The following is a 22,412-nucleotide window of genomic DNA, read 5'->3' as shown; positions in this document are numbered from 1 at the left end:
TATGACCCAAACCAAGGCAAATGCTGAAATTCGCAGCGATAATGACAAACAGAATCACCAGCAAGGCGAGGCAGTTATGTCGGCAGAGAATCTGAACGTTGTGGCGTGTATTGATGGCTCCCGGGCGGCACCGGCCGTGTGCGATTACGGGGCCTGGGCGAGCAGGCATACGGGGACGCCCCTGATGCTGCTGCACGTTCTGGACGAGGGGCGTTACCCCGCAGAGCCCGATCTGGCAGGCAGTATTGGCCTGGGAAGCCGGGAACACCTTCTGGATGAACTGGCAGAGCTGGATCGCAAACGTGCCAAGCTGGCTCTGGAGCATGGTCATCATCTGCTGGATGAAGCCGAAGCCCGGGTGAAAGCGGCCGGTGTTGCTGACATTCAGAAACGCCAGCGCCATGACAACCTGACGGAAGCGCTGACGACGCTGGAAAAGAACACCCGACTGTTTGTGATGGGGCTGCACGGAGAAAGCAGCTCCGACCGTGAGACCCACATTGGCAGCCAGCTGGAAACGGTGATCCGAAGCGTGAACCGCCCGATTCTGCTGGTGCCGGATGAATTCACGGAGCCCAGAACGGCGATGGTGGCCTTTGACGGCAGTGTAACCGCTTTCAAAGGCGTCGAAATGATCGCCCAAAGCCCTGTTTTGAAAAACTTGCCGCTGCACCTGGTGATGGTGGGCGAGGAAACGCCGGATCGTTGGGAGCAGTTGAAGAAAGCCGAGCAGATGCTGCATGGGCTTGGTGTGGAGATCACACTTGCCGTCCGGGCCGGGGATGTGGAACCGGCACTGCACGCCTACCAGGAACAACACGATATCGACATGCTGGTGATGGGGGCGTACGGTCATTCCAGAATTCGCCAGTTCCTGGTTGGCAGTACCACGACGATGATGTTGAAAACGGCGCGCAAGCCTCTCGTTATACTGAGATAGGGAGTCGACATTGCCCAACCAAAGGCTGGCGCGATTGATTGTAAAGGGGGTCTTCGCCCTGTTGTTTGCGGGCACCATGACGGGCTGCGCAGGAGGGATTGTGCCCATGATTCACGGGCCAGGGGAGCCGGTCATGTCTGAGCCCGATGCCTTTTTGCAGGCGCAGACCCAGGCTCGGGAAGACTCGGGATTGCCGAGCCTGAGGTTGCTGAACACCGGGCAGGATGCGTTTCTGGCGCGGGCGGCGCTGATCGAAACCGCCCATCAGCGCATCGACGCCCAGTACTATATCTGGAATGACGATGCGTCTGGCCGGTACCTGGCCAGTCGGTTGGTTGCGGCGGCACAGCGTGGGGTGTCGGTCCGGTTGTTGCTGGACGACATCAACGTTGCCGGGAAGGAATCTCTGTTCGCGTTGCTGGATGCTCATCCGGGCATCGAGGTCCGGATTTTCAATCCGTCCCGGTCGCGGGATGGTCTTGGTCGCTGGCTGTCATTCATCACGGACTTTGACCGCATAAACCGGCGCATGCATAACAAGACCTTCGTGGTGGATGGCCTGGCGGGAATCGCCGGTGGGAGAAATATCGGTGATGAGTATTTCGACCAGCACCCGAACCTGAATTTCCGGGATCGGGATGTTCTGGTGCTGGGGGCTCTGGCCGGGGACATGACCCGGAATTTTGAAGCATACTGGGGCAGCGCCTGGACATTGCCTCTGGAACGGCTTTATACCAAGCCGGAGTCTGGCGAGGCAGATTTTGCTGCCTTCAGGAAACGCGTTGAATCGGAAACCTACAATGCACCGCTGCCATACAGCCGTGATGTCGCCAGAACGTATCTGGAAACCCTGTTCTCCGGCCTGATTTTGGCACCGGCAGAGTTGGTGTTTGACGCACCACCAGAGAACCCGGAAGCACCTGCCAATGAACCCCAGCGGACTGCCGAGGCGTTGTACCAACTGGTCGAAAATGCCGGGTCAGAGATCCTGATTGAATCTGCTTATCTGATCCTGACCGATGAACAGTTACAAGCTCTCTCCCAGCGGCGCAGCGGGGAACTCGACGTTGCTGCGCTGACGAACTCCCTGGCAACCAATGATCTTGTGACCAATCATTCCGGATATGCCCGCTGGCGTCGGGCCATGCTGGAACAAGGCATTGAGTTACATGAACTGCGCCCCGATGCCCCGGCATGCCAGCGCTGGGTTGCGGCTCAGGAAGCGTGTAAAGGAGGGGAGGTCAGCCTGCATTCCAAGGCGGTGGTCTTTGATCGTGAAACCCTGTTTATCGGGTCGTTTAACGTCAACCTTCGTTCCATCTATCTCAACGGTGAGACCATCCTGGTGATCAGAAGCCCGGAACTGGCGGCTGCGGTTGCCGACGACATTCGTTATGCCATGGCGCCCGAGAACAGCTGGCAGGTCGTACTGAACGACCGGGATGAGCTGGTTTGGCATCAAGGGGCTCAGACCATACCGCATGAGCCCGAGGTCGGCTTCTGGCGGCGTGCAATGTCGCGAGTTCTGTCCTGGCTGCCGATTGAGAAGTATCTGTAAGCCCTCAGGCTTCATTTCCTGCTGCCACGCCGGACGCCCAGGCCCACTGGAAATTGTGGCCGCCCAGGTGGCCGGTGACATCCACAACTTCTCCGATAAAGTAGAGATCGGGTCTGTTCAGGCAGGCCATGGTTCGGGAAGATAGTTGTCGGGTATCGACGCCCCCCAGGGTGACTTCAGCGGTTCGGTAACCTTCGGTGCCAGCGGGTTTCACGCTCCAGTTGTCCAGAGTCCGGGCAATATGCTCAATGTCCTGATTACGGCAGGCCTGTAGTGGTCCGTGCCAGCCGTTCAGGTCGTTGAAGGCCTGAGCGAAACGTTTGGGCAGGTGCAGGCCAAGATACTGGGCAACCGTGGCCTGTGGTTTTTCGTTTCTCAGCGTCAGAAGGTCGTCGTGAACGCGTTGGCCGGGGAGCAGGTTGATGTGTATCGTTTCCCCTGGCTGCCAGTAGCTTGAGACCTGCAGCATAGCCGGGCCACTGAGGCCCCGATGGGTAACCAGCAGGGGCTCGCGAAAGTGCTGGTTGTGGCAGTGGGCATCAACCGGGCAACTGATCCCCGAGAGGGGCGCCAGTTGTTGTTTCAGCTCCGGTTGCAGGGTAAACGGTACCAGCCCGGCACGGGTTGGTAGCACCGTTAGCCCGAACTGTTTTGCCAGTTCGTAACCGAGGCCGGTTGCGCCCATGGTGGGAATGGACAAGCCGCCTGTGGCGATCACCAGAGATTCGCAGGTCAGAGCTCCGTCGCTGGTTGTCACCTGGTACCCTCTGTCGGCCTCCCGTACCGCCTGCACCGCGGTTTTCAGCCGGATCTCAGCACCGGCCCATTCGCACTCGGTCAGCAGCACGTTCAGAATATCCCTGGCGCTATCCCGGCAGAACAGCTGGCCCGGGGCCTTCTCCTCATACTCCACGCCGTGGCGATCCGCCAGTTCCAGGAAATCCTGGGGGGTGTATCGTTTAAGCGCTGAGATGCAGTAGTGGGGATTGTTGGAGAGAAAGTTTGCAGGGGTGCTGTTCAGGTTGGTGAAATTGCAGCGTCCCCCGCCAGACATCAGAATTTTTTTGCCCGGTTTGTTGGCGTGATCGACCACCAGAACACGCCGGCCACGGTAACCAGCGGTGGCGGCACACATCAGCCCGGCTGCGCCGGCACCGATGATGATTACGTCATACGCTGAAGCTGAAACTGCCATGGTACCGCCCGCTGTTGGTGGAAAACGGCGGGCAGTATACCAGCCTCATGGCAGCTGTACGGAACCTTCCATATAGAAGGCAGCCTGTCCGGAGATGGCGACCCGGTTGCCCCGAAGTTCGCAGCGCAGTTCGCCTCCCCGTGCGGATAGCTGGCGAGCTCTGAGCTGCGTTTTTCCAAGCTGTTCTGCCCAGTAGGGCGCCAGCACGCTGTGAATGGACCCGGTAACCGGGTCTTCATCAATGCCTGCGCCCGGGGCAAAATACCGGCTGACAAAGTCACAGTTGATTCCCCTGGCCGTCACAATCAGGCCCTGATTCCCGAGGGCTGCCAGCTTGCGCAGATCCGGGGTGGCCATGCGGACCGCGTCGTCATTCTCCAGAACCACCATGTAGTTTGTGTCGTTGGGCACGTAGAGGGCCTCAGGAGGGGCCTCGGGCAACGCCTCGGAGATCAGGGCCGGGGTTGGCACCGTTTCCGTGGACAGGTTCGGGAAGTCGAGTTCCAGCCAGCCGTCCGGGCAGCGGGTGACTGCCAGAGGGCCGCTTCCGGAATGGAATCGCACAGTCTCGCTTTGCCAGTTCAGCCGATTGAAGATGACCCAGGCCGAAGCGAGTGTGGCATGGCCGCACAGTGGGACTTCCACCGCAGGGGTGAACCAGCGGATGTGAAAGTCGGCCTGGCTGGCGCCGGTCAGTGGAACCAGAAAGGCGGTTTCCGACAGGTTGTTTTCCAGCGCGATCGCTTGCATTTGAGCATCCGGCAACCAGGATTCCAGCGGCATGACCGCGGCTGGGTTGCCTCCGAAGAGGTGGTTGGTGAATGCATCAACCTGATAGATCGGGGTTGTGTTCATCGGGGTCTCCGGTGGGTTTTGGTCAGATAGTGTCGGGCAGTCGAGTTGGCGAATCGTTGCAGTTCCTGTTCACTGTAACAGTGAATTTCCGGCAGCGGCTGAGAGCCCCTGAGAACCCAGTGGCCGGGGCCGATGGGAATCACCCGGATGCCCTCCCGGCTGAGCGCTTTCATGGCGGCCAGATGAGGCTGCGGCTTGTGTCCGGTATCCGGGCCGGACAGCCGGAAGAGATCTTTTTTTCGGCTTTGTGTCACTGGGGCCGATTCATCGGAATGCTCCTCAGCCGGGTGTGCGTGTGCCATGGTCAGACTCCTTCTTCACGGGATGTCTTTATTGTTCACTGAGCGAGAGAGGCATAACAGATTCAGAAGGGTTGTCTTTGGATCGGCACAGGCTGCCTATAATAGCGTCTGTGCTGGTCAGAAAGTCGCCAATCTGTGCTGCCCGAGCCGGTGCAGGATCTGCTGCAATAGTGCGGTCAACAGCCAATCAAACGGAGATCGTCATGGGTGTGCTCTACAATCAGGTGGCGGAGCAGCTTCAGGGGCTGATTCGGGACGGTGTCTACCGGGAGGGCGAACGCCTGCCGGGCGTGCGTGTGCTCAGCCGGCAGCTGGGAGTGAGTATTTCAACGGTGCTCCAGGCTCACCAGACGCTGGAGGCCCGGGGGTATCTGCAGGCACGGGAACGCAGCGGGTACTTTGTGCGCCTGCCAGCCAGAGAAATTCCGGAGCCCAGAATGGCCGACCAGCGAAGCCAGCCGCTGCCAGTAACGGCCCGGGAAATGGCGCTGGATCTGTGCGCCGATGAGCAGAAACGCATGGTGCCACTGGCAACGGCCATTCCGCACGCGGATTATCTGCCGTTGCGGCAGATCCAGCAGAGTACGATTTGGGCCGCCCGGCGGGGGCTGGAAACTCTGGATTACGCCTTTCCCGGTAAGGAGTCGTTTCGCCGACAGATTGCCCAGAAAATGGCCGCTCTGGGGGTGCCTGTTTCACCGGACGACGTGCTGGCGACTAACGGGGCTCAGGAGGCGATCATTCTGGCGTTGCGGGCGGTCACTCAGCCGGGTGATATCGTTGCCGTGGAGTCGCCGTCCTTTCCGGGCATCCTTCAGGCGCTGGAGGTAGTGGGGCTGCGGGTGATCGAGATCCCAACGCACCCGTCCGACGGTATCAGTCTGGAAGGGCTGCAACTGGCGCTGGAACAGTGGCCGCTGAAAGCCTGTGTGGTGGTGCCGAACCACAGTAACCCCATGGGTGCCCGGATGACGGACGAGCGCAAAAAACAGCTGGTATCGATGCTGGCAGCGGCAAATGTGCCGCTGATCGAAGATGACATATACGGTGATTTGCATCATTCCGGGGATCGGCCGCGGCCTGCCAAGGCCTTTGACCGGGCGGACAACGTGATCTACTGCAGTTCATTTTCAAAAACCATCTCACCAGGACTGCGGCTGGGGTGGATGATTCCTGGCCGGCACATGGCCAGTGCCCGGCAGCATAAGTACTTTGTGAATCTGGCGACGTCGACCATCCCACAGTTGGCGGTTGCCCATTTTCTGGAGCAGGGCGGTTACGACCGGTATTTGCGGGGTGCCCGACAACACTACCGGGACGCGACGGAACGCCTTCGCAGTGCGGTGGCGCGCTCATTTCCGGAGGGAACGGCCGTCAGCCGTCCCCAGGGTGGTTTTGTGCTCTGGGTTCAGTTGCCGGATGGCGTATCAGGGACTGAAGTGGGGCGTCGTGCGCGAGCGGAGAACATCAACGTCGCCCCCGGGTTGATGTTCTCGACCACCCGTAAGTTCGAAAACTGCCTGAGGCTCAATGGTGGTAATCCCTGGACCGAGCGCCTGGAAACCGCTGTCATTCGCCTTGGCTCTCTGGCCCACGAGGTCCAGCGGGAGAGTGGCTGAACCGGCGTTAGTCTGTGCGGTGGGGTGCCCTGAGCTGAAGCGGGTCGAGAAGTCTGGCGGCAACCGCCAGCCCGGTCACATCGGGCAGCCGTTCCGCTCCCAGGCGTTTCATGACCCTGGCCCGGTAAAGATCGATGGTTTTTACGCTGACATCCAGCTGTTCGGCAATTTCCTTGCTGGTGTAGCCCTGTGCCAAAGGCAGAAACACGTCTTTTTCCCGGCGTGTCAGACTGGCAAGCAGGGTTTCGGTACTGGCTGAAACCGCAGGGTCGGGGTCCGGTGCGTCACTGCCCTGAAGTGCTTGCTGAACGCTGTCCAGAAGCAGCTGTTCGTTGAAGGGCTTCTCAATGAAATCAAACGCGCCGGACTTGAATGCCCGCACCACGATGGGGACATCGGCATGGCCCGACACAAAGATGATGGGCACTTCAATGCTTCGTTTCTGGAGCTCTTCCTGAACGTTCAGACCACCCAGCCCGGGCATCCGGATATCCAGCACCACGCAGCCCGGTCGCTGAAGCTCCACTGCGTCCAGAAACTGTCGCCCGTCACTGTACCCTTTGACGTTCAGGCCGACCGATTCGAGCAGCCACTGGGTGGATTCGAGCATGCCGGCATCGTCATCAACAACGTAGACGGTGTTCTGTGTGTCTGCCATCAGGGTGTTTCTCCTGGCTGGGTGTCTTGGGTTCGGTTGGGAGACAGCCGGTTCTGGCTGGTTGGAAACCGGCAGATCAGGGACAGGCCGCCGGTACTGGCTGGTATGGCGTCCAGAAACCCGCCAAAGCCCTCAATAATGGACCGGCTCATGGAAAGCCCGAGCCCCAGGCCTTTGGGTTTGCTGGTGTAGAAAGGCTGAAACATCTGGCGAATGCCTTCTTCGTTCAGCCCTGTGCCTTCATCCGTAACCTGAATGAGGGTTTCCTGCTGATCATTTACGCAGGTGGTGACGACGATATGGGACATACTGCCTGCGTGGGCTTCAAGGTTGGCATCAATGCCGTTCCGGATCAGGTTGATCAGTACCTGTTCCAGTAGCACCGGGTCGGCGGCAATCACGGGAGAGGGCGCCGCCAGGTGTTCCTGAAGACGCACGCCGTTTTTCTCCGCTTCCCAATGGCACAGGCGGACCACGTCGCTGATGACCGCGTTCAGAGAGACCGGAGCCATGCGCTTCTGGCCTTTCCGAAGGAAGGCCCTCAGGCGTTTGATGACCTCTGATGCACGGTTAGCGTGATGGACGATTTTCTGTAGCCCATCCTCCACTTTCGCCAGCCGGCCGGGGTGTTTGTCAGCCTCTTTGAGAAAACGCTGACTGGCACTCGCAAAATTGACGATGGACGCCAGAGGCTGGTTCATTTCATGGGCAATGCTGGAGGCCAGCTCGCCCAAAGTGGCCAGCCGGGCGGTGTGGGCCAGTTCGTCGGCCAGCAGGCGGTTCTGTTCTTCGGACTCGACCCGGGCGGTGATGTCACGGGAGACGCTGATCACCTCCACCACGGCGCCGGTATAGGTCTCACGGATGGCTCGGCTGGCGATCTCAAACCAGCGCCGGCTGCCATCCCGGTGCCTGAGCTCGGCGGTGAGCGTGGCGTAGCCGTCTTCCCTCAGGCGGTGGCGGGTATGGGCCAGTGCTTCGGCCAGATTGTCCCCCTGAAAAACCTCTTCAAGGGCCTTCCCTCTGAGTTCCTCTGGCCAGTACCCGAGCAGGCGCCACGAGGCGGGTGTGGCATCGATAAAGTGCCCGTCTGGCGCGTGTCGGGAAATCAGGTCGGTGGTGTTTTCGGTAATCAGACGGTATAGGCGGTTGGAGCGCACGGCGCGCTCCTGATTCTGTATGTCGTCAGTGGCATCGCGGCCACGGGCCAGCACCTGATGTTGGCCGGGCAGCGGGATGAACCCCCACAGATAGATCCTGGAGCCGAACCGGGATTCCACGTTCTCGATGGCCCGGCCCTGTTCCAGTGCCGCCTTAACCAGAGCCACTGCATTGGTAGGCAGCAGATCCTCCGGAAAGGGGCCGTCATGGGATGAAAGCAGAGCCTGGGTGGCCTGATTCCAGTCTGACACCGTGGCGCCAACTTCCAGAAGGAGCGTGGGTTGCGGATCGCTGTCCAGTAACAGGTTGATTCTTCGATGATTACTGGGATCTGTCATGATTTATAGTATTTTTCCCATAATACCATGGTAGAGTTTCTAGTGTATTTTGTGTGATCTACCATTTTCGCTACGACTGAGTATAGCTGCTTTAGCGATTCTCCTGAATACGCGATAAAAACAACACTCAAGTTAGAGGACCACGCCGATGACGTCGATCTTTGACCAGGGGCTCGAGCCCCGGGACGCGAACTATGCCGTCCAGTCTCCCATAGATTTTATTGAAAGAACCGCCAATGTGTACCCGGATTATCCGGCGATCATTCATGGTGCCATCCGCCGGACCTGGGCCGAAACCTACGAGCGTTGTCTGCGCCTTGCGTCAGCCCTGAAAGGTCGTGGTATTGGGCGTGGTGACACTGTGGCGGTCATGCTGCCAAACATTCCGGCCATGGTGGAGTGCCATTTTGGTGTTCCCATGATCGGCGCTGTGCTGAATACGCTGAACGTTCGTCTGGACGCTGAGGCCATTGCGTTCATGCTGGAGCATGGCGAAGCCAAGGTAGTGATTGCCGACCGTGAATTCGGGCAGGTGGTCAAGGATGCGGTTCGCCATCTGGAGCATAAACCGCTGGTGATCGATGTTGATGACCCGGAATACGGCGAAGGTGTGCAGGTCAGCGACCTGGATTACGAAGCGTTCCTGCAGGAAGGCGACCCTCAGTATCAGTGGAGCTTCCCGGATAACGAGTGGGATGCCATTTCCCTGAACTACACCTCGGGTACCACGGGTAACCCCAAAGGCGTGGTTTACCATCATCGCGGTGCCTACATCAATGCTCTGGGGAACCAGGCGGTATGGTCAATGGATATGCATCCGGTGTATCTGTGGACGTTGCCGATGTTCCATTGCAACGGCTGGTGTTTCCCCTGGACCATCACCGCGATGGCCGGTACCCATGTTTGCCTGCGCCGCGTAGACCCGGAGAAGATCCTGAAGCTGATCCGGGATCATCAGGTGACTCACATGTGTGGCGCACCGATTGTCCTGAATGCGCTGCTGAATGCCTCGCCGGAAGCCAAGGCGGGTATTGATCACGAAGTGAAATCCATGACTGCTGGTGCGGCGCCCCCTGCCCAGGTGATTGGTGCCATCGAGGAGATGGGCATCAAGGTGACTCATGTGTATGGCCTGACCGAAGTCTATGGTCCGGTTACCGTGTGTGCCTGGAAGTCGGAATGGGACGAGCTGCCCCTGCAGGATCGCGCCAGAATCAAGGCCCGCCAGGGTGTGCGCTATCACACGATGGGCGGAACCATGGTCGGTGACCCCAACACCATGCAGCCGGTTCCCAAAGACGGTAAGACCATCGGAGAGATCTTCCTGCGCGGTAATACCGTGATGAAAGGTTATCTCAAGAACCCGACGGCGACAGAAGAAGCCTTCCGTGGTGGCTGGTTCCACACCGGAGACCTGGCAGTCTGGCATGAAGACGGTTACATGGAGATCAAAGATCGCCTGAAAGACATCATCATTTCCGGCGGTGAGAACATTTCCACCATTGAGGTGGAAGACACCCTGTATCGACACCCAGCCGTGCTGGAAGCTGCCGTTGTGGCAAGGCCTGATGAAAAGTGGGGAGAAACTCCCTGCGCGTTCATCACGCTGAAGCCGGAAGCCGGGGATGTGTCTGAGGAGGACATTATCGGTTTCTGTCGGGAGCATCTGGCCCGCTTCAAAGTTCCCAAGACTGTCGTCTTTACGGAGCTGCCGAAAACCTCCACAGGCAAGATTCAGAAGTTTGTACTGAGGGACCAGGCTAAAGATTTGAACTGATTACCTAAAACGGCTGCGCCTGTCAGCGCAGCCACACCTCTCCACAAAAACAACATTGGCTGGTACCTGAAACAGGGTGCCCGGAGGTTTCTTTATGCAAATGTTCCACAGAAAAAACGGTGAAGAGCAGCCGTATTGGCCGGCTGGTCCCTTCAAGATTCGACTTCCTTTCGTACATTACCGCTGGGAATTTGCGGAGATGGTTCAGGCGCTGATCATGTTTGTGGTCAGTCTGGCTATGATTCCGCTCCTCGAAAAATACCTGGGTGTGCCCTACGATGTGGCGCTGGCCTACGTGGTGGTTTGTGGCATCGGTTTCATGTTGCCTGCCCTTCTGGGGGTGCCTCTGGTACCTGGCTGGATCACGCCCGGTATCCCCGTGGTCTTGCTGTTTCTTTCAGACTACGAGCCCGGCCCTGAGGCCATTCAGGCGCTGTTCGCACTTCAGTTTCTGGTGTTTCTTATCTTCCTGATTCTGGGTGTCACCCGGCTTGGCAGTAAACTCGTGAACTGGATTCCCCGTTCCATGAAAGGCGGGATCATCATCGGGGCTGGTATTGCCGCATTGATGGGCGAGATTGAAGCCGGTGGTCGTCTGGCGAATACGCCGATCTCCCTGATCGTGGGTGGCCTGGTGTGTCTGTATCTGATGTTCTCTGTGTCTTTCAAAGGGTTTGTCGATAAAAGCAGTATTGCCCGGAAGATTGCGAACTACGGCATGGTGCCTGGCATGGTGGTGGCCATTCTGGTTGGATTTGCCACCGGCGAATATGACGTACCGAACGTGGAGTGGGGCATTACCAAGCCCGCGTTTGGCGAGTTGTGGAACTACCTGCCATTTACCGTTGGCTTTCCGGATCTGAATATTTTCCTGTACGCCATCCCAACGGCGGTGATCGCTTACGTGATTGCGTTTGGCGATATTGTGGTGGGGCAGTCCCTGATGAACCGGGTTGACCACCTTCGTAAGGATGAGGATATCGACAACAGCATCGACCGGGTGCACCTGGTGACGGCTATTCGTAACGGTGGCCATGCCTTCTTTGCACCATACCCAGGCCTGGCCGGCCCGATCTGGACAGCGGTCACGGCGACCATGGCAGAGCGTTACAAGTATGGCCGTAATGCCATGGACTCGATCTACAGCGGTGGCGGCACCTTCTGGATTACAGGCTTTATCGCTCTGTTCGTCCTCCCGCTGGTGAGTTTCTTCCAGCCGGTTCTGCCGATTGCCTTGTCGCTGACTCTGTTGCTGACGGGTTACATCTGTCTGATGGTCGGGCTGGAGCAGCTGGAGAACAACACTGAGCGCGGCATTGCCGGCACCATGGGCGTCGTGCTTGCGGTATACGGTGCCGGCTGGGGCCTGGCGACGGGTGCGGTGTTGTACTTCCTGATTGAGCGTACTCATCTTCTTGGCTTCACCCCAGACCCGGAAGCGCCGGGTGCGGAGCCGGTCAAAGAGCACTGAACCTGATGTCGCCGTTGTTCGGCGGCGACATCGACCCCCTGTGTGTCCTTGGGAGGCCTGAGAGCCTCCCTTTTTTTTGGTGATGCCCTTGCTCTGACAGGTTGTCATATTGTGACAATCTGTCCGGGTTTCCTCTCTATGACCTTTCTCTTTGCATCTGGGCGGGGGTAAACTGATTCTGTTGATTAAAAAATACCCGGAATCCTAGCCCTCGATAACAACAAACAGAGCACAGGAGGCGGTCATGACGATCAGCTCCACTCCCGATGGTGTCACGGTCAAACCCCGGCACCTTCGTTTTGATGTGAAAGCCGAACTGAGAACCCTCTGGCACGGCAACGATGCCTTCCGGACGGCATTTTTCAATGCCCTGTCATTACAGTTTCCCGACGGAGAACAGCAGTTCATCAACGCTGTTCGCCTATACCGGGACGAGATAACAGATCCCAAGCTGAAAAGTGAGATAAAAGGTTTTATCGGGCAGGAAGCCCTGCACAGCCGTGAGCACAAGGACTATAACGAAGCCCTGAAAAGCCGGGGGTACGACATTGATGCCCTGGACCAGCGTTTCCAGAAGCACATGGCGTGGGTCGGGCGCCTGACGCCAAGTCGCCAACTGGCGGGGACATGCGGTGCGGAGCATTACACCGCGGTGCTGGCCAATGCCATTCTTCGCCATCCGGAATGGATGGAGGGGGCCACCCCAACCATGAAACAACTCTGGCGTTGGCACGCCATTGAGGAAACCGAGCACAAATCGGTGGCATTTGATGTTTACCGCGCCTGTGTCGGGAGCGAAAGCCTGCGACGGATTGTGTTTCTGTTTGTGACCTGGAATTTCTTCAAATACACGTTCCTGAATACCTGTAGCCTGCTCAGGACCGACGGTAAACTCTGGAGTGTTCGTACCTGGTTGGGTGGGCTGAACTTTCTGTGGGGAAAGCCCGGGGTGTTGCGTAAGTGCTTGCCGGAGTTTCTTGCCTATTTCCGGCGGGATTTTCATCCGTGGCAGCAGGATAATCGCAGCTTGCTGGAAGCTAACCTGAGAGAGTTGGAGGCCTGAGCCGGTCTCCGGGGGTACTGAAATTATCATCAGGCTGTGTAACACTAGGCGACGGAAGAATAATCATAATAAAGGGCGCCCTCCGCTGACACGTGCGCCCGAACCCGGAGACATTCAGCATGCGAGTTGGTCTGATCGTTGACAGCGCCTGTGATCTGCCCTTTGACTTTGCCCGCAAACACGACCTGTTTGTATTGCCTGTGACGGCCATTATTGATGGCCAGACCTACGTTGATCACCACGATCCGGTCCGTACCCAGGAGTTTTACCAGAGTGGTTTGCTTGATAAGGGGCACGAGGCAGAGACCGAGGCATTCAGTGCGGAGCAGATACACAAGCTGTTCATGGAAAAAATTGTGACCGAGTTTGACGTAGCGATTTGTGAAACCGTCACCCGCAGTCGAAGTCTGATTCACCAGAATGCCACTGAAGCCATGAACTCGGTGATGGCAAACTACGAGCAAGCCCGTAAGGCCGCCGGTCGTGATGGCAAGTTTTCCATGCGGGTGATTGATAGCAAGCAGATCTTCGCCGGTCAGGGGCTGCTGGCGGCCCACACGCTGAAACTGATTGGCCAGAAACTCTCCAAGAATGCCCTTCGTCACGAGGTTGAAGCGTTTACCGACAAAATCTTCACGTGCGTGATTCCCCGGGATCTTCATTACATCCGGGAGCGGGCCCGCCGCCGTGGTGACAAAAGCGTGTCGGCGGTAGCTGCGTTTCTGGGCAAGGCGTTGAATATCATACCGGTGATTTTCGGGCAGGGTGTGGAGGGTAAGCCCGTTGCCAAGACCCGCAATTTCGACATGGCGGTGGAGAAGGTGATGAATTATGCCGTGGCGAGGGTGGAGGCCGGCTTGCTGACGCCCTACGTAAGCCTGTCCTGTGGCTTGAGCTGGACGGAAATTGAAGACTTGCCGGGGCTGAACCGGCTCCGGGATGCCTGTGAGCAGAACGGCGTTGAGCTATTGCTCTCTCAGATGGGAATCACCAGTGCCATCTATGTCGGGCCGGGCAGTATTTGTCTGGCGCTGGCGGCTGAGCCTCACGAATTCAGCGATTTTCAGTAATGTTTCCGGGCCGGTCTTTCTGACTGGCCCAGTCTCCTGTCGTTTGCTGTATTTCAGGCAAACCCGCGATGTTCATTGACATGTTAGCCTCTTAGCCCGATCTGAAACCTGCCAAAGGATAACCGGTTTATGACTCAGACTGCTCCGACCCTGGCGGACGAGTTGCTCGAAGCTCACGTCAAGTACGAACTGAATGCTCTGAAAGGCGCCAAGCTGAAGAAGTTTCTGCATCAGGAAGTGGATGAGCTGCTTGAGCTTGCCGGTACGGTTACCCTTGAACGCGTCATCAGCGCCGGGCAGGTAAAAGGGCTGATTCAGCGGGTTGTGGTAGATATGGAGCTGGATGCCGGTTTGCCTGAGCTGGCGGCGGAACTGGCGACCGAGGTGCTGAATGCCCCGGTTCAGAACGAGGTTCGTCTGGGGGATATTCTCTCCCGCGAACAGGCCAGCGGGTTTGTTGAACAAGCCCTGGAACTGCGACACCAGCGCGAACGGGTGATCAGTGAGATCATGGTTCACCCGGTGTATCAGGAGCTGGTTTCGAATGTGGTGTATCACGGCCTGGTGAATTATCTCTACGAAGATAATCTGATTACCCGTTCGGTGCCGGGCGTGGGCTCAATGATGAAGTTCGGCAAGAAGATGGCCAACAAGGCCGTACCGGGGCTGGATGAGACTTTTGAGCGGCGGATCAAGGCCTGGTTGTCCGACAGCCTGCCGGGCCTGATTGCCCGCAGTGAACAGTTTCTGCACAAGGCCTTGAGTGATGACGAGTTGCGGGATTCGGTGATGGCTGCCTGGGTGTCTCTGGAAGACCGCACCATGGCAGAACTTCAGGATGGGCTTGGGGATGTTCAGTTGCAGGAATTTGTGGTGCTTGGCTACGAGTTCTGGCTCCATTTCCGGAAAACGCCATACTTTGAAGGGTGTGTTCAGGTCGTGGTGGAAGGGCTTTACGCCCGCTACGGGCATCAGCCGGTGATGACTCTGTTGACGGACATCGGTGTAACGCGGGAGGTTATCGTGACAGAGCTGGAGACCGTAGGGTTGCCACTGGTGGATTTGCTCAGGGAGGAGGGGTATCTGGAGGCCTTGTTACGGCGCCGGTTGGCTCCTTTCTATCGTTCTGCGGCGGCAAAGAAGTTGCTGGCCGGGCGAACCTGACTCATCAGGAGAGTCGACAACGAAAAAGGCCGGAGGTGAAAGCCTCCGGCCTTTTGATTTGCAACGTGCCGCCTTAGCGTTCCAGATACTGAAGCTTGTCGGGCTTGCCGTCCCATTCCTCTGCGTCCGGCAGCGGATCTTTCTTTTCGGTGATGTTTGGCCACTTGCCAGCCAGGTCGGCATTGATCTCCACAAAGGCTTCCTGGCCAGCCGGCAGCTCGTCTTCTGAGAAAATGGCCTCAGCCGGACATTCCGGTTCACAGAGGGCGCAGTCAATACACTCGTCCGGATCAATGACCAGAAAGTTGGGGCCTTCGTAGAAGCAGTCCACCGGGCAGACTTCCACACAGTCGGTGTATTTACACTTGATGCAGTTATCAGTAACGATAAACGCCATAGTCGGATCCCTGGTTCGTAGAAGATTCAGTCTCATCAGGAGCCGGTTATACGGTCGGCCCCGGTTATAATTTGGTGCGATATTGTAGGGAGCCCCCCACACTGCCGCAAGCGTTGGCCTGCTATATCGTTATTACCCAGATCAAGTTTGGCGCAATTTGCCGTTATTTTTCCATCAATCCTTTCAACTCGTAAAGCTGGTTCAGCGCATCCCGTGGGGTGAGACTGTCCAGATCCAGTGTCTCCAGAGCCTGCTCTACCGCACTTGGCTCGGCCATGGCGAACATGTCGCCCTGAAAAGCCGTATTATCGTCTGTGCTCTGTCGGGGGATGTGCTGCGAGGGTTCTTCAACCTGTGTTGGAGCGGGGGATGGGCTGGCACTTGCCTCCAATCCTTCCAGGTGGGCCAGCTGAGCCTTGGCATTGCGGATGACGTCCTGAGGGACTCCGGCGAGCTTCGCTACCTGAAGCCCGTAGCTCTGACTGGCCGGACCGTCGTGGACATTGTGCAGGAAGACAATGGAGTCGTCGTGCTCGGTGGCTGTCAGGTGAACATTCACGGCGTGTTCCAGATCGTCCGCGAGCTGAGTCAGTTCGAAATAGTGGGTGGCGAACAGGGTGTAGCATCGGATGTTCTTTGCCAGATGCTCTGCGGTGGCCCAGGCCAGGGACAGGCCGTCGAAGGTGCTCGTGCCCCGTCCCACCTCATCCATCAGGACCAGGCTGTGCTCGGTGGCGTTGTGCAGGATATTGGCGGTTTCGGTCATTTCCACCATGAAGGTTGAGCGGCCACCGGCGATGTCATCGGACGACCCCATGCGTGTGAAAATCCGGTCGACCGGCCCCAGTACGGCCCGGTTGGCGGGAACAAAGCTGCCGGTATAGGCCAGCAGAGCAATCAGTGCGGCCTGCCGCATGTAGGTGGACTTACCGCCCATGTTCGGGCCGGTAATCACCAGCATACGGCGCCGGGTGTCCATCAGCAGGTTGTTGGGGACAAACGGCTCGTCCAGCAACTGCTCCACGACCGGGTGCCGGCCTTCGTCGACATCAAAGCCGGGCTTGTCGGAAAATTCCGGTGCAGTGAAGCGCAGGGAGGTTGCCCGTTCGGCAAAGTTGCTCAGTACGTCAAGTTCAGCCAGGGCCTGGGCAGCGTCCTGCAGGGGCGCCAGGTGCTCGGCCACGGTTTCCAGAACCTCGTCGTACAGGCCTTTTTCCCGAGCCAGAGCACGGCTCTTGGCACTGAGGGCTTTGTCTTCAAACTCTTTCAGTTCGGGGGTGATAAAACGTTCGGCATTTTTCAGGGTCTGGCGACGGATATAATCCACCGGTGCCTGGTCAGACTGGGCCCGGCTGATTTCGATGAAGTAGCCATGTACCCGGTTGTAGCCCACTTTCAGGGTGGAAATGCCGGTGCGTTCACGTTCCCGGGTTTCCACATCCAGCAGGTACTGGCCCGCGTTTTCGCTGATGTTGCGCAGTTCATCCAGTTCGTCGTCGAAGCCCTCGCGAATTACGCCGCCGTCGCGAATCACCACCGGCGGGTTGTCGATGATTGCGCGTTCTAGCAAGTCGGCCAGTTCAGGGTATTCGCCGATGGTGGCTGCCAGTTTAACCACATGCTGAGAGCGGACTGGGGTCAGGGTTTTCTGCAGCTCCGGAAGCGCCTGAAAGGCGTCGCGCAGACGGGCAAGATCTCTGGGGCGGGCGGAACGAAGGGCGACCCGGGCCAGAATACGTTCGATATCCCCCACCCGTTTCAGCAGATCGTGCACCGGTTCGTAATGGAAGCCGTCCAGCAGGGCCGACACGGACTGCTGGCGCTGGCGCACCCGTTCGACATCCCGCAACGGGCGGTTCAGCCACCGGCGCAGTTCCCGGGCACCCATGGACGTGGCCGTGCGGTCCATAACCCAGGCCAGGGTGTGCTGATGGCCACCCATCAGGTTCGTGTCGATCTCCAGGTTGCGACGGCTGGCGGCGTCCAGAATCACGGCCTCTTCCCGGCGCTCACGGGTGAGCTTGCGGATATGGGGCAGGGCCGTGCGCTGGGTTTCCTTGGCGTATTGCAGCAGACAACCTGCGGCACAAATGGCCAGGGTCAGGTCTTCGCAACCAAAGCCGGTGAGATCACGCACTTGCAGTTGCTGGGTGATCACCCGGTGTGCCGTATCCGATTCAAACAGCCAGGGGCCCTGGCGGCGAACGCCGGTAAACCCCTCCAGCAGGTCGGCGTAGGGAAAGTCTTCGCTGATCAGGATTTCGGCCGGGCGCAGGCGCTGCAGTTCTCCCTGCAGCGCTTCAAGATTCTCCAGCTCTGACACGGCAAAACGGCCGCTGGAAATGTCGAGCGACGCGAAGCCGAATTGTTCCTTGTGGTGGTAGATGGCGGCGAGCAGGTTGTCGCGACGATCCTCCAGGAAGGCCTCATCGCTCAGGGTGCCCGGCGTCACAATCCGCACAACTTTGCGTTCTACCGGTCCTTTGCTGGTCGCAGGGTCACCGACCTGTTCGCAAATGGCAATGGACTGGCCGGCGCGAACCATCCGGGCAATGTATCCCTCCGCGGCATGAAAAGGGACACCTGCCATGGGAATGGGGTTGCCGCCGGACTGGCCCCGGGCCGTCAGTGTGATATCCAGAAGCTCGGCGGCTTTCTTGGCATCGTCGTAGAACAGCTCGTAAAAATCCCCCATACGGTAGAACACCAGTTCGTTGGGGTGCTCTCCCTTGATTTTCAGGTATTGCTGCATCATCGGGGTGTGCTTGGACAGGTCCGTCATAATTCCTCAATGGTTCCGGGCAATTATCGGCATGGCCGCTCGGGCTTTAAAGCAGGCGATGTTATCACGCCGAGGGTGGTGTCAGCAGCCGGAAATGGCGAAGGTGAACCGTGCGTAACGGCCAGAGAAATCAGAGTCGGGCTATCCCTTGCCCGTTGCCTCAGCTGGTCTTGCACCCAGACGCTGCGATCCAATGAGGCTGAGTTTACTTTTTGCCCGGAAGTGTCAGGCGACTTGACGCTCGGGTGGGAGCTGAGGCCAGCCACTCTTCAGATCCATTTCAGCGACTCCCTGTCTGACAAAGGAGGCACGAGCAAGCGTTCCGTTGCTGTTGTTGAACAGAATAAGAATCTGTTCCTGCTGCATCATTTTCAGAATCGGCAGGCTCACTCCAAAGCTGGAGGCCAGCTGCGTGTCGGTCATGTCGGGGATCGGCTTGCGGCGCTGGTAGCGGGCGGCCCGGCGCTCACTGTATTTGGCCCATCCCAGGAGCACTGCTGAGAGCATCGCCGCCATTAGCAGGTACCAGAGGAGACTGTGCAACGTAGAGAAAAACTCTCCCGGTAGTGCAAACTCTTTTGGGCGGTGGCCTTCGTGGAGCAAGGTGTTGACGCCATCAATCATCAGAAAGGCGAAAACGGCCCAGGCTATCAGGGTGAAAATATTGCCCAGCAGGCGTGGAAACCAGTGTTGTTTCGTCTGGATTAACATCATGTGGAAGACCTCTTGATTCCGCGATCGGGGCTGGTCCATGTCGCAAGTCGTTTGCGTCGTTTGAGCATGACCTTGGGAAAGCTGACCAGGGTGGTGAACAGTGTGATCATCCAGTAGGCAGCGGGATACCAGATGATCCAGAAGACCCAGTGGTGCAGGTCGCGTTCGTAGTGACGTTCTATCAGCAGGCTGATGGTGAACTGGGTCAGGCACACACAGGCCAGCAGCAAGCCGGTAAAGCCCGGTGGCACCAGTTGGATGATGCGAAGGCTTTCAGGCAGCGTGATGAACTGGCCGAGCACCCAAAGTACGATGGTCAGGGCAAAGGTGAATGCCCAGATGGCTGACAGGCAGAACTCGAACAACAGTGGCCACATGTAACGCCAGCGCCATTTCCAAATGGTCCGCACGTTCTTCAGCAGCACTTCCGCGCCGCCTTGGGCCCAGCGCAGCCGTTGCTTCCACAAGCCGCGCAGGGTTTCGGGCATCAGAATCCAGCACAGCGCCCGGGGTTCGTAGAAAATGGACCAGTGGTCGAGTTGGAGCTTCCAGCTGATGTCGATGTCGTCGGTAATCATATCGACACTCCAGTAGTCCACCCGATCAAGTGCCGTGCGACGGAACGCTGCGATGACACCGGACACGGTAAAAACCCGCCCGTAAACCCGCTGGGTTCGCTTGATCATGCCAATGATGGATGAGAACTCGCCTACCTGAATGCGGCCCACCAGCGTTGAGCGGGTGCGGATGCGAGGGTTGCCTGTGACGGCGCCCACGCGGGGGTTGTCTATCATCGGGGCCACCATGAACGGAACGGCATCCGGGTCGAGCAGGGCGTCCCCATCGATGCAGACCAGGAACTCGCTGCGGGCCGCCAGGGCGCCACTGCGCATGGCAACCGCCTTACCCTGATTTTTGGCAAGGTGCACCACCCGCAGGCGGGGTTCGGATTCGGCCACCTGGTCTAGGATGTCTGCCGTGTTGTCGCTGGACCCGTCGTTGATGGCGATCACTTCAATGTTCTGGTAGTTCTGGTTCAACGCGGCCGCCAGTGTCTCGCGCACATGATCACCCTCGTTGAAGCATGGAATCAGGATCGATACCAGGGGCTCACCTTTGAGCTCAGGGACCTGGAAGGGGGTATCTTTACCTCGCCAGCTCCAGTGGCGCTCCCAGTGGAACCAGAAGTAGGTTGCGCCCGATATCCAGAGTGCAGACATCAACAGCGGGTACAGGAACACGAAGTTCAGCAGCAGTTGGCCAGTGAGGTTGAGGGCAAACCCCAGAGGGCCTGCGAGAACAACCAAAAGGATGAGCGCGGCAACAAGGCGATCTTTCATGGTTTTGGCTCCCAGGCGTTGGACAGGGAAGGGCGAATGACTGAAAGCGCAGGCTGGTCGTTGTGGAAGTCGTCCGGGTAGTAGCCGAAATGGCGGACACCTTGCCACTGCAGGGTTTCAATCCATTCCAGAAGAACGTGGTCGGATACCGGTCTGGCGGGCAGGCTCCGCCAGTCCATTGCCTGGAGTTCAAAAATGGTGCGATTGAGCCCATCAGGGCGCTTGCGTACTTCCTGAACCAGTTGGGTGAGCCACGCTCTGGCTTTGGTGTCGGGCACCGATTCCATCAGAGGCATGGCCATGGGAGCGGTCCAGTCGTAGGTTTCGAGGAAGTCATCCAGATTCTGGGCGAACCAGGTTTCGCTATAGGGGTTCAGGATGGGTTCGGCGAACAGATTCCGGGCCGTCTTGATCTGAGGGCCCCGGATGGCACGAACTCGTCCTGCAAGTTCCTGGGTAAAGTCGATCAGGTAGCGGCTCTTGAATCGGCTCCAGTCCCAGAACTGATCTTCATTCTCGCGAATGGCGAGGATGTCGTTGCCAAATCCGGCGTTCCGATACGCTTCAAGCGCCAAGGGGCTGGCATCTTCGTAGTCGGAGAGCAGAGCGTCGTCATGAAAGAGCAGGCCGGTAAAGTGGCTGCTGGCGGCCAGGTCTTCATATATTTCTCCAATGATCCGCCGATTTTCAGGGTCAAACGGAGACAGACGCTGATACTGATCAGGGTCGGTTTCGATGTCGCCGGTGTGTGGGCTGATTCGGCGGACCCGGGGTCGGTCAGGTGACAGTTCATAGCTCAATACTGGCATCCAGGCGTAGAGGTGGTTGATGTTTGCCCGGGTTTTCAGCTGCCACGCCACTCGATTGAACAAGTCTGCTCTTACGGGCAAATGGCGATTTGGGAAGTACAGCTCACGCACGGTTCCGTCGCCGCTGGGATCGGCATAGGCCTGAAGGAAAACCGTGCTAATGCGCATATCCGCGATTCGCTGGACCAGCAGATCCAGATTGGCCTGCTGCGCGATTGGGTCCGGGTCGTAGACGTAGTCGAGATCCACATGAATGACCCGGTGAGTCGGCGTGCTTTGCACCTGATTGATCTGGCTGGCAAAACCTGGAAGTTCTGGATCGGCATCCAGCAGGATTCTGGCGCCCGTGGACAGGTCCGTCATGGTGCTGAGTCCGGATTCCAGAGTCAGCGCCAGCTCGTAACCGTGCTGGCCAACGAGCTCAAGCGCTGTCCCGCTGGCGGAACCATAAGGCCATACCCACACGCGTGGTGCTTGTCCCGTGATTCGGGTCAGGCGATCTGTGATGCCGACGATGTCCTGAGTGAGTCGTGCCCGGTATTCTTCCTCACTTTCATAACCCTGCTCGTCTGAAAACAGTCGGGATGAGGCGGCCGGCTGTAGATTGCCTTGCGGGTTGGCGAGGGCGCCAAAGTGAAGGTTGTAGGTGTGCGCACCAAGTTCCACCAGCCCTGACTCGGCGATCTCGCGGAGCTGTGCTTCGTCAGCAAAGTGGAGTCTGTTAACGGCGAGCCCGCCGAAATCGACGGGTTGGTCAGCCGGTGTGTCCAGCCAGGCGCCGACGGGGGCCAATACGGCTGGCCACTGATAGGCGCGAAGTATGGGCAGAACCCGGGTGTGAAAGCTACTGAAGCCATCATCAAAGCTGAGCAGCACGGCTTTGTCGGGCAGCGCCGGACCACCATTGCGGGCGGCCAGGATCTGGTCGACGGACACCGGTTGGTAACCGTTCTCCCGAAGCAGGGCGAGCTGATCAATCAGATTGGCCGTGCGCACGGTCATAAAGGTATTGTCAGGGTTCTGATCCTGAACGTCATGGTAGGCCAGACCCATGACTCCGCCTTCCGGCCAGGGCATTTCGCTCGCTGACTGAGGGCGATCGCCGGGGGCAACAAACGGCGGTTTGGCCGGGGCGCTGCAGCCCATGAGCAGGGCAAAGGCCACCAGTGGCCCGAGTAACGAACGGCATGTGGTCACGG

18 protein-coding genes are annotated in these 22,412 nt (G+C 58.3%); 8 read left to right on the top strand and 10 right to left on the bottom strand.

Annotated features, from left to right (window positions below):
- Position 1 precedes the first annotated feature (1 nt).
- Positions 2-940: a universal stress protein gene (locus K325_RS0117140; protein ID WP_029655485.1), complete on the top strand. Its 939-nt coding sequence runs from the start codon at positions 2-4 to the stop codon at positions 938-940.
- A 10-nt stretch (positions 941-950) separates the two neighbouring features.
- Positions 951-2,498, top strand: coding sequence for a phospholipase D family protein (locus K325_RS0117135; RefSeq protein ID WP_228128481.1), 1,548 nt, complete (start codon positions 951-953; stop codon positions 2,496-2,498).
- 4 nt (positions 2,499-2,502) lie between these two features.
- Here the strand turns inward: K325_RS0117135 and K325_RS0117130 are convergent, their stop codons facing one another.
- Genes K325_RS0117130 through K325_RS0117120 form a run of 3 tightly spaced genes read right to left on the bottom strand, consistent with a single transcriptional unit; the run spans position 2,503 to position 4,850 of the window.
- Complete coding sequence (locus K325_RS0117130) at positions 2,503-3,693, bottom strand: BaiN/RdsA family NAD(P)/FAD-dependent oxidoreductase (RefSeq protein ID WP_029655483.1); 1,191 nt, start codon at positions 3,691-3,693, stop codon at positions 2,503-2,505.
- 45 nt (positions 3,694-3,738) lie between these two features.
- Positions 3,739-4,548 carry a PhzF family phenazine biosynthesis protein gene (locus K325_RS0117125; RefSeq protein ID WP_029655482.1) on the bottom strand — a complete coding sequence of 270 codons (810 nt, stop codon included), beginning with the start codon at positions 4,546-4,548 and terminating at the stop codon, positions 3,739-3,741.
- A complete protein-coding gene (locus K325_RS0117120; protein ID WP_051146704.1) occupies positions 4,545-4,850 on the bottom strand; it encodes a hypothetical protein in 306 nt (101 codons plus the stop codon). Before K325_RS0117120 ends, K325_RS0117125 begins: the two co-directional genes overlap by 4 nt.
- A gap of 203 nt (positions 4,851-5,053) precedes the next feature.
- Here K325_RS0117120 and K325_RS0117115 point away from each other — a divergent pair, with 203 nt between their 5' ends.
- Positions 5,054-6,469 carry an aminotransferase-like domain-containing protein gene (locus K325_RS0117115; protein WP_029655480.1) on the top strand — a complete coding sequence of 472 codons (1,416 nt, stop codon included), beginning with the start codon at positions 5,054-5,056 and terminating at the stop codon, positions 6,467-6,469.
- A 7-nt stretch (positions 6,470-6,476) separates the two neighbouring features.
- Here K325_RS0117115 and K325_RS0117110 read toward each other — a convergent pair whose 3' ends face one another.
- Together K325_RS0117110 and K325_RS0117105 are read right to left on the bottom strand one after the other, a co-directional pair.
- Positions 6,477-7,127 carry a response regulator transcription factor gene (locus tag K325_RS0117110; RefSeq protein WP_029655479.1) on the bottom strand — a complete coding sequence of 217 codons (651 nt, stop codon included), beginning with the start codon at positions 7,125-7,127 and terminating at the stop codon, positions 6,477-6,479.
- A complete protein-coding gene (locus tag K325_RS0117105; protein WP_029655478.1) occupies positions 7,127-8,626 on the bottom strand; it encodes a PAS domain-containing sensor histidine kinase in 1,500 nt (499 codons plus the stop codon). The genes K325_RS0117110 and K325_RS0117105 overlap by 1 nt, the downstream gene beginning before the upstream one ends.
- A gap of 148 nt (positions 8,627-8,774) precedes the next feature.
- Between K325_RS0117105 and K325_RS0117100 the strand changes: the two genes are divergently transcribed.
- From K325_RS0117100 to K325_RS0117080, 5 genes are all read left to right on the top strand, one after another.
- Complete coding sequence (locus tag K325_RS0117100) at positions 8,775-10,403, top strand: acyl-CoA synthetase (protein ID WP_029655477.1); 1,629 nt, start codon at positions 8,775-8,777, stop codon at positions 10,401-10,403.
- A 94-nt stretch (positions 10,404-10,497) separates the two neighbouring features.
- Entirely contained in the window at positions 10,498-11,874 is a 1,377-nt protein-coding gene (locus K325_RS0117095; protein WP_029655476.1) for a solute carrier family 23 protein, read from the top strand.
- 244 nt (positions 11,875-12,118) lie between these two features.
- Positions 12,119-12,937 carry a metal-dependent hydrolase gene (locus K325_RS0117090; protein WP_029655475.1) on the top strand — a complete coding sequence of 273 codons (819 nt, stop codon included), beginning with the start codon at positions 12,119-12,121 and terminating at the stop codon, positions 12,935-12,937.
- 119 nt (positions 12,938-13,056) lie between these two features.
- The gene (locus K325_RS0117085) at positions 13,057-14,007 is read left to right on the top strand and encodes a DegV family protein (RefSeq protein ID WP_029655474.1); all 951 of its coding nucleotides are present in this window, start codon (positions 13,057-13,059) and stop codon (positions 14,005-14,007) included.
- 129 nt (positions 14,008-14,136) lie between these two features.
- Positions 14,137-15,171 carry a hypothetical protein gene (locus tag K325_RS0117080; RefSeq protein WP_029655473.1) on the top strand — a complete coding sequence of 345 codons (1,035 nt, stop codon included), beginning with the start codon at positions 14,137-14,139 and terminating at the stop codon, positions 15,169-15,171.
- A 73-nt stretch (positions 15,172-15,244) separates the two neighbouring features.
- Here the strand turns inward: K325_RS0117080 and fdxA are convergent, their stop codons facing one another.
- The 5 genes from fdxA to pgaB form a co-directional block, all read right to left on the bottom strand.
- The gene (fdxA, locus tag K325_RS0117075; protein ID WP_023009330.1) at positions 15,245-15,568 is read right to left on the bottom strand and encodes a ferredoxin FdxA; all 324 of its coding nucleotides are present in this window, start codon (positions 15,566-15,568) and stop codon (positions 15,245-15,247) included.
- A gap of 163 nt (positions 15,569-15,731) precedes the next feature.
- A complete protein-coding gene (mutS, locus tag K325_RS0117070) occupies positions 15,732-18,350 on the bottom strand; it encodes a DNA mismatch repair protein MutS (RefSeq protein ID WP_029655472.1) in 2,619 nt (872 codons plus the stop codon).
- 225 nt (positions 18,351-18,575) lie between these two features.
- Positions 18,576-19,064: a poly-beta-1,6-N-acetyl-D-glucosamine biosynthesis protein PgaD gene (gene pgaD / locus K325_RS0117065; protein ID WP_029655471.1), complete on the bottom strand. Its 489-nt coding sequence runs from the start codon at positions 19,062-19,064 to the stop codon at positions 18,576-18,578.
- Positions 19,061-20,404: a poly-beta-1,6-N-acetyl-D-glucosamine synthase gene (gene pgaC / locus K325_RS0117060; RefSeq protein WP_029655470.1), complete on the bottom strand. Its 1,344-nt coding sequence runs from the start codon at positions 20,402-20,404 to the stop codon at positions 19,061-19,063. Before pgaC ends, pgaD begins: the two co-directional genes overlap by 4 nt.
- On the bottom strand, positions 20,401-22,410 hold the full coding sequence (gene pgaB / locus K325_RS0117055; protein WP_029655469.1) for a poly-beta-1,6-N-acetyl-D-glucosamine N-deacetylase PgaB: 2,010 nt from the start codon (positions 22,408-22,410) through the stop codon (positions 20,401-20,403). The genes pgaC and pgaB overlap by 4 nt, the downstream gene beginning before the upstream one ends.
- Positions 22,411-22,412: the final 2 nt, after the last annotated feature.

Source organism: Marinobacter daepoensis DSM 16072, assembly GCF_000421165.1.
Lineage (GTDB): Bacteria > Pseudomonadota > Gammaproteobacteria > Pseudomonadales > Oleiphilaceae > Marinobacter > Marinobacter daepoensis.
This window is presented reverse-complemented; position numbering and strand designations above follow the sequence as displayed.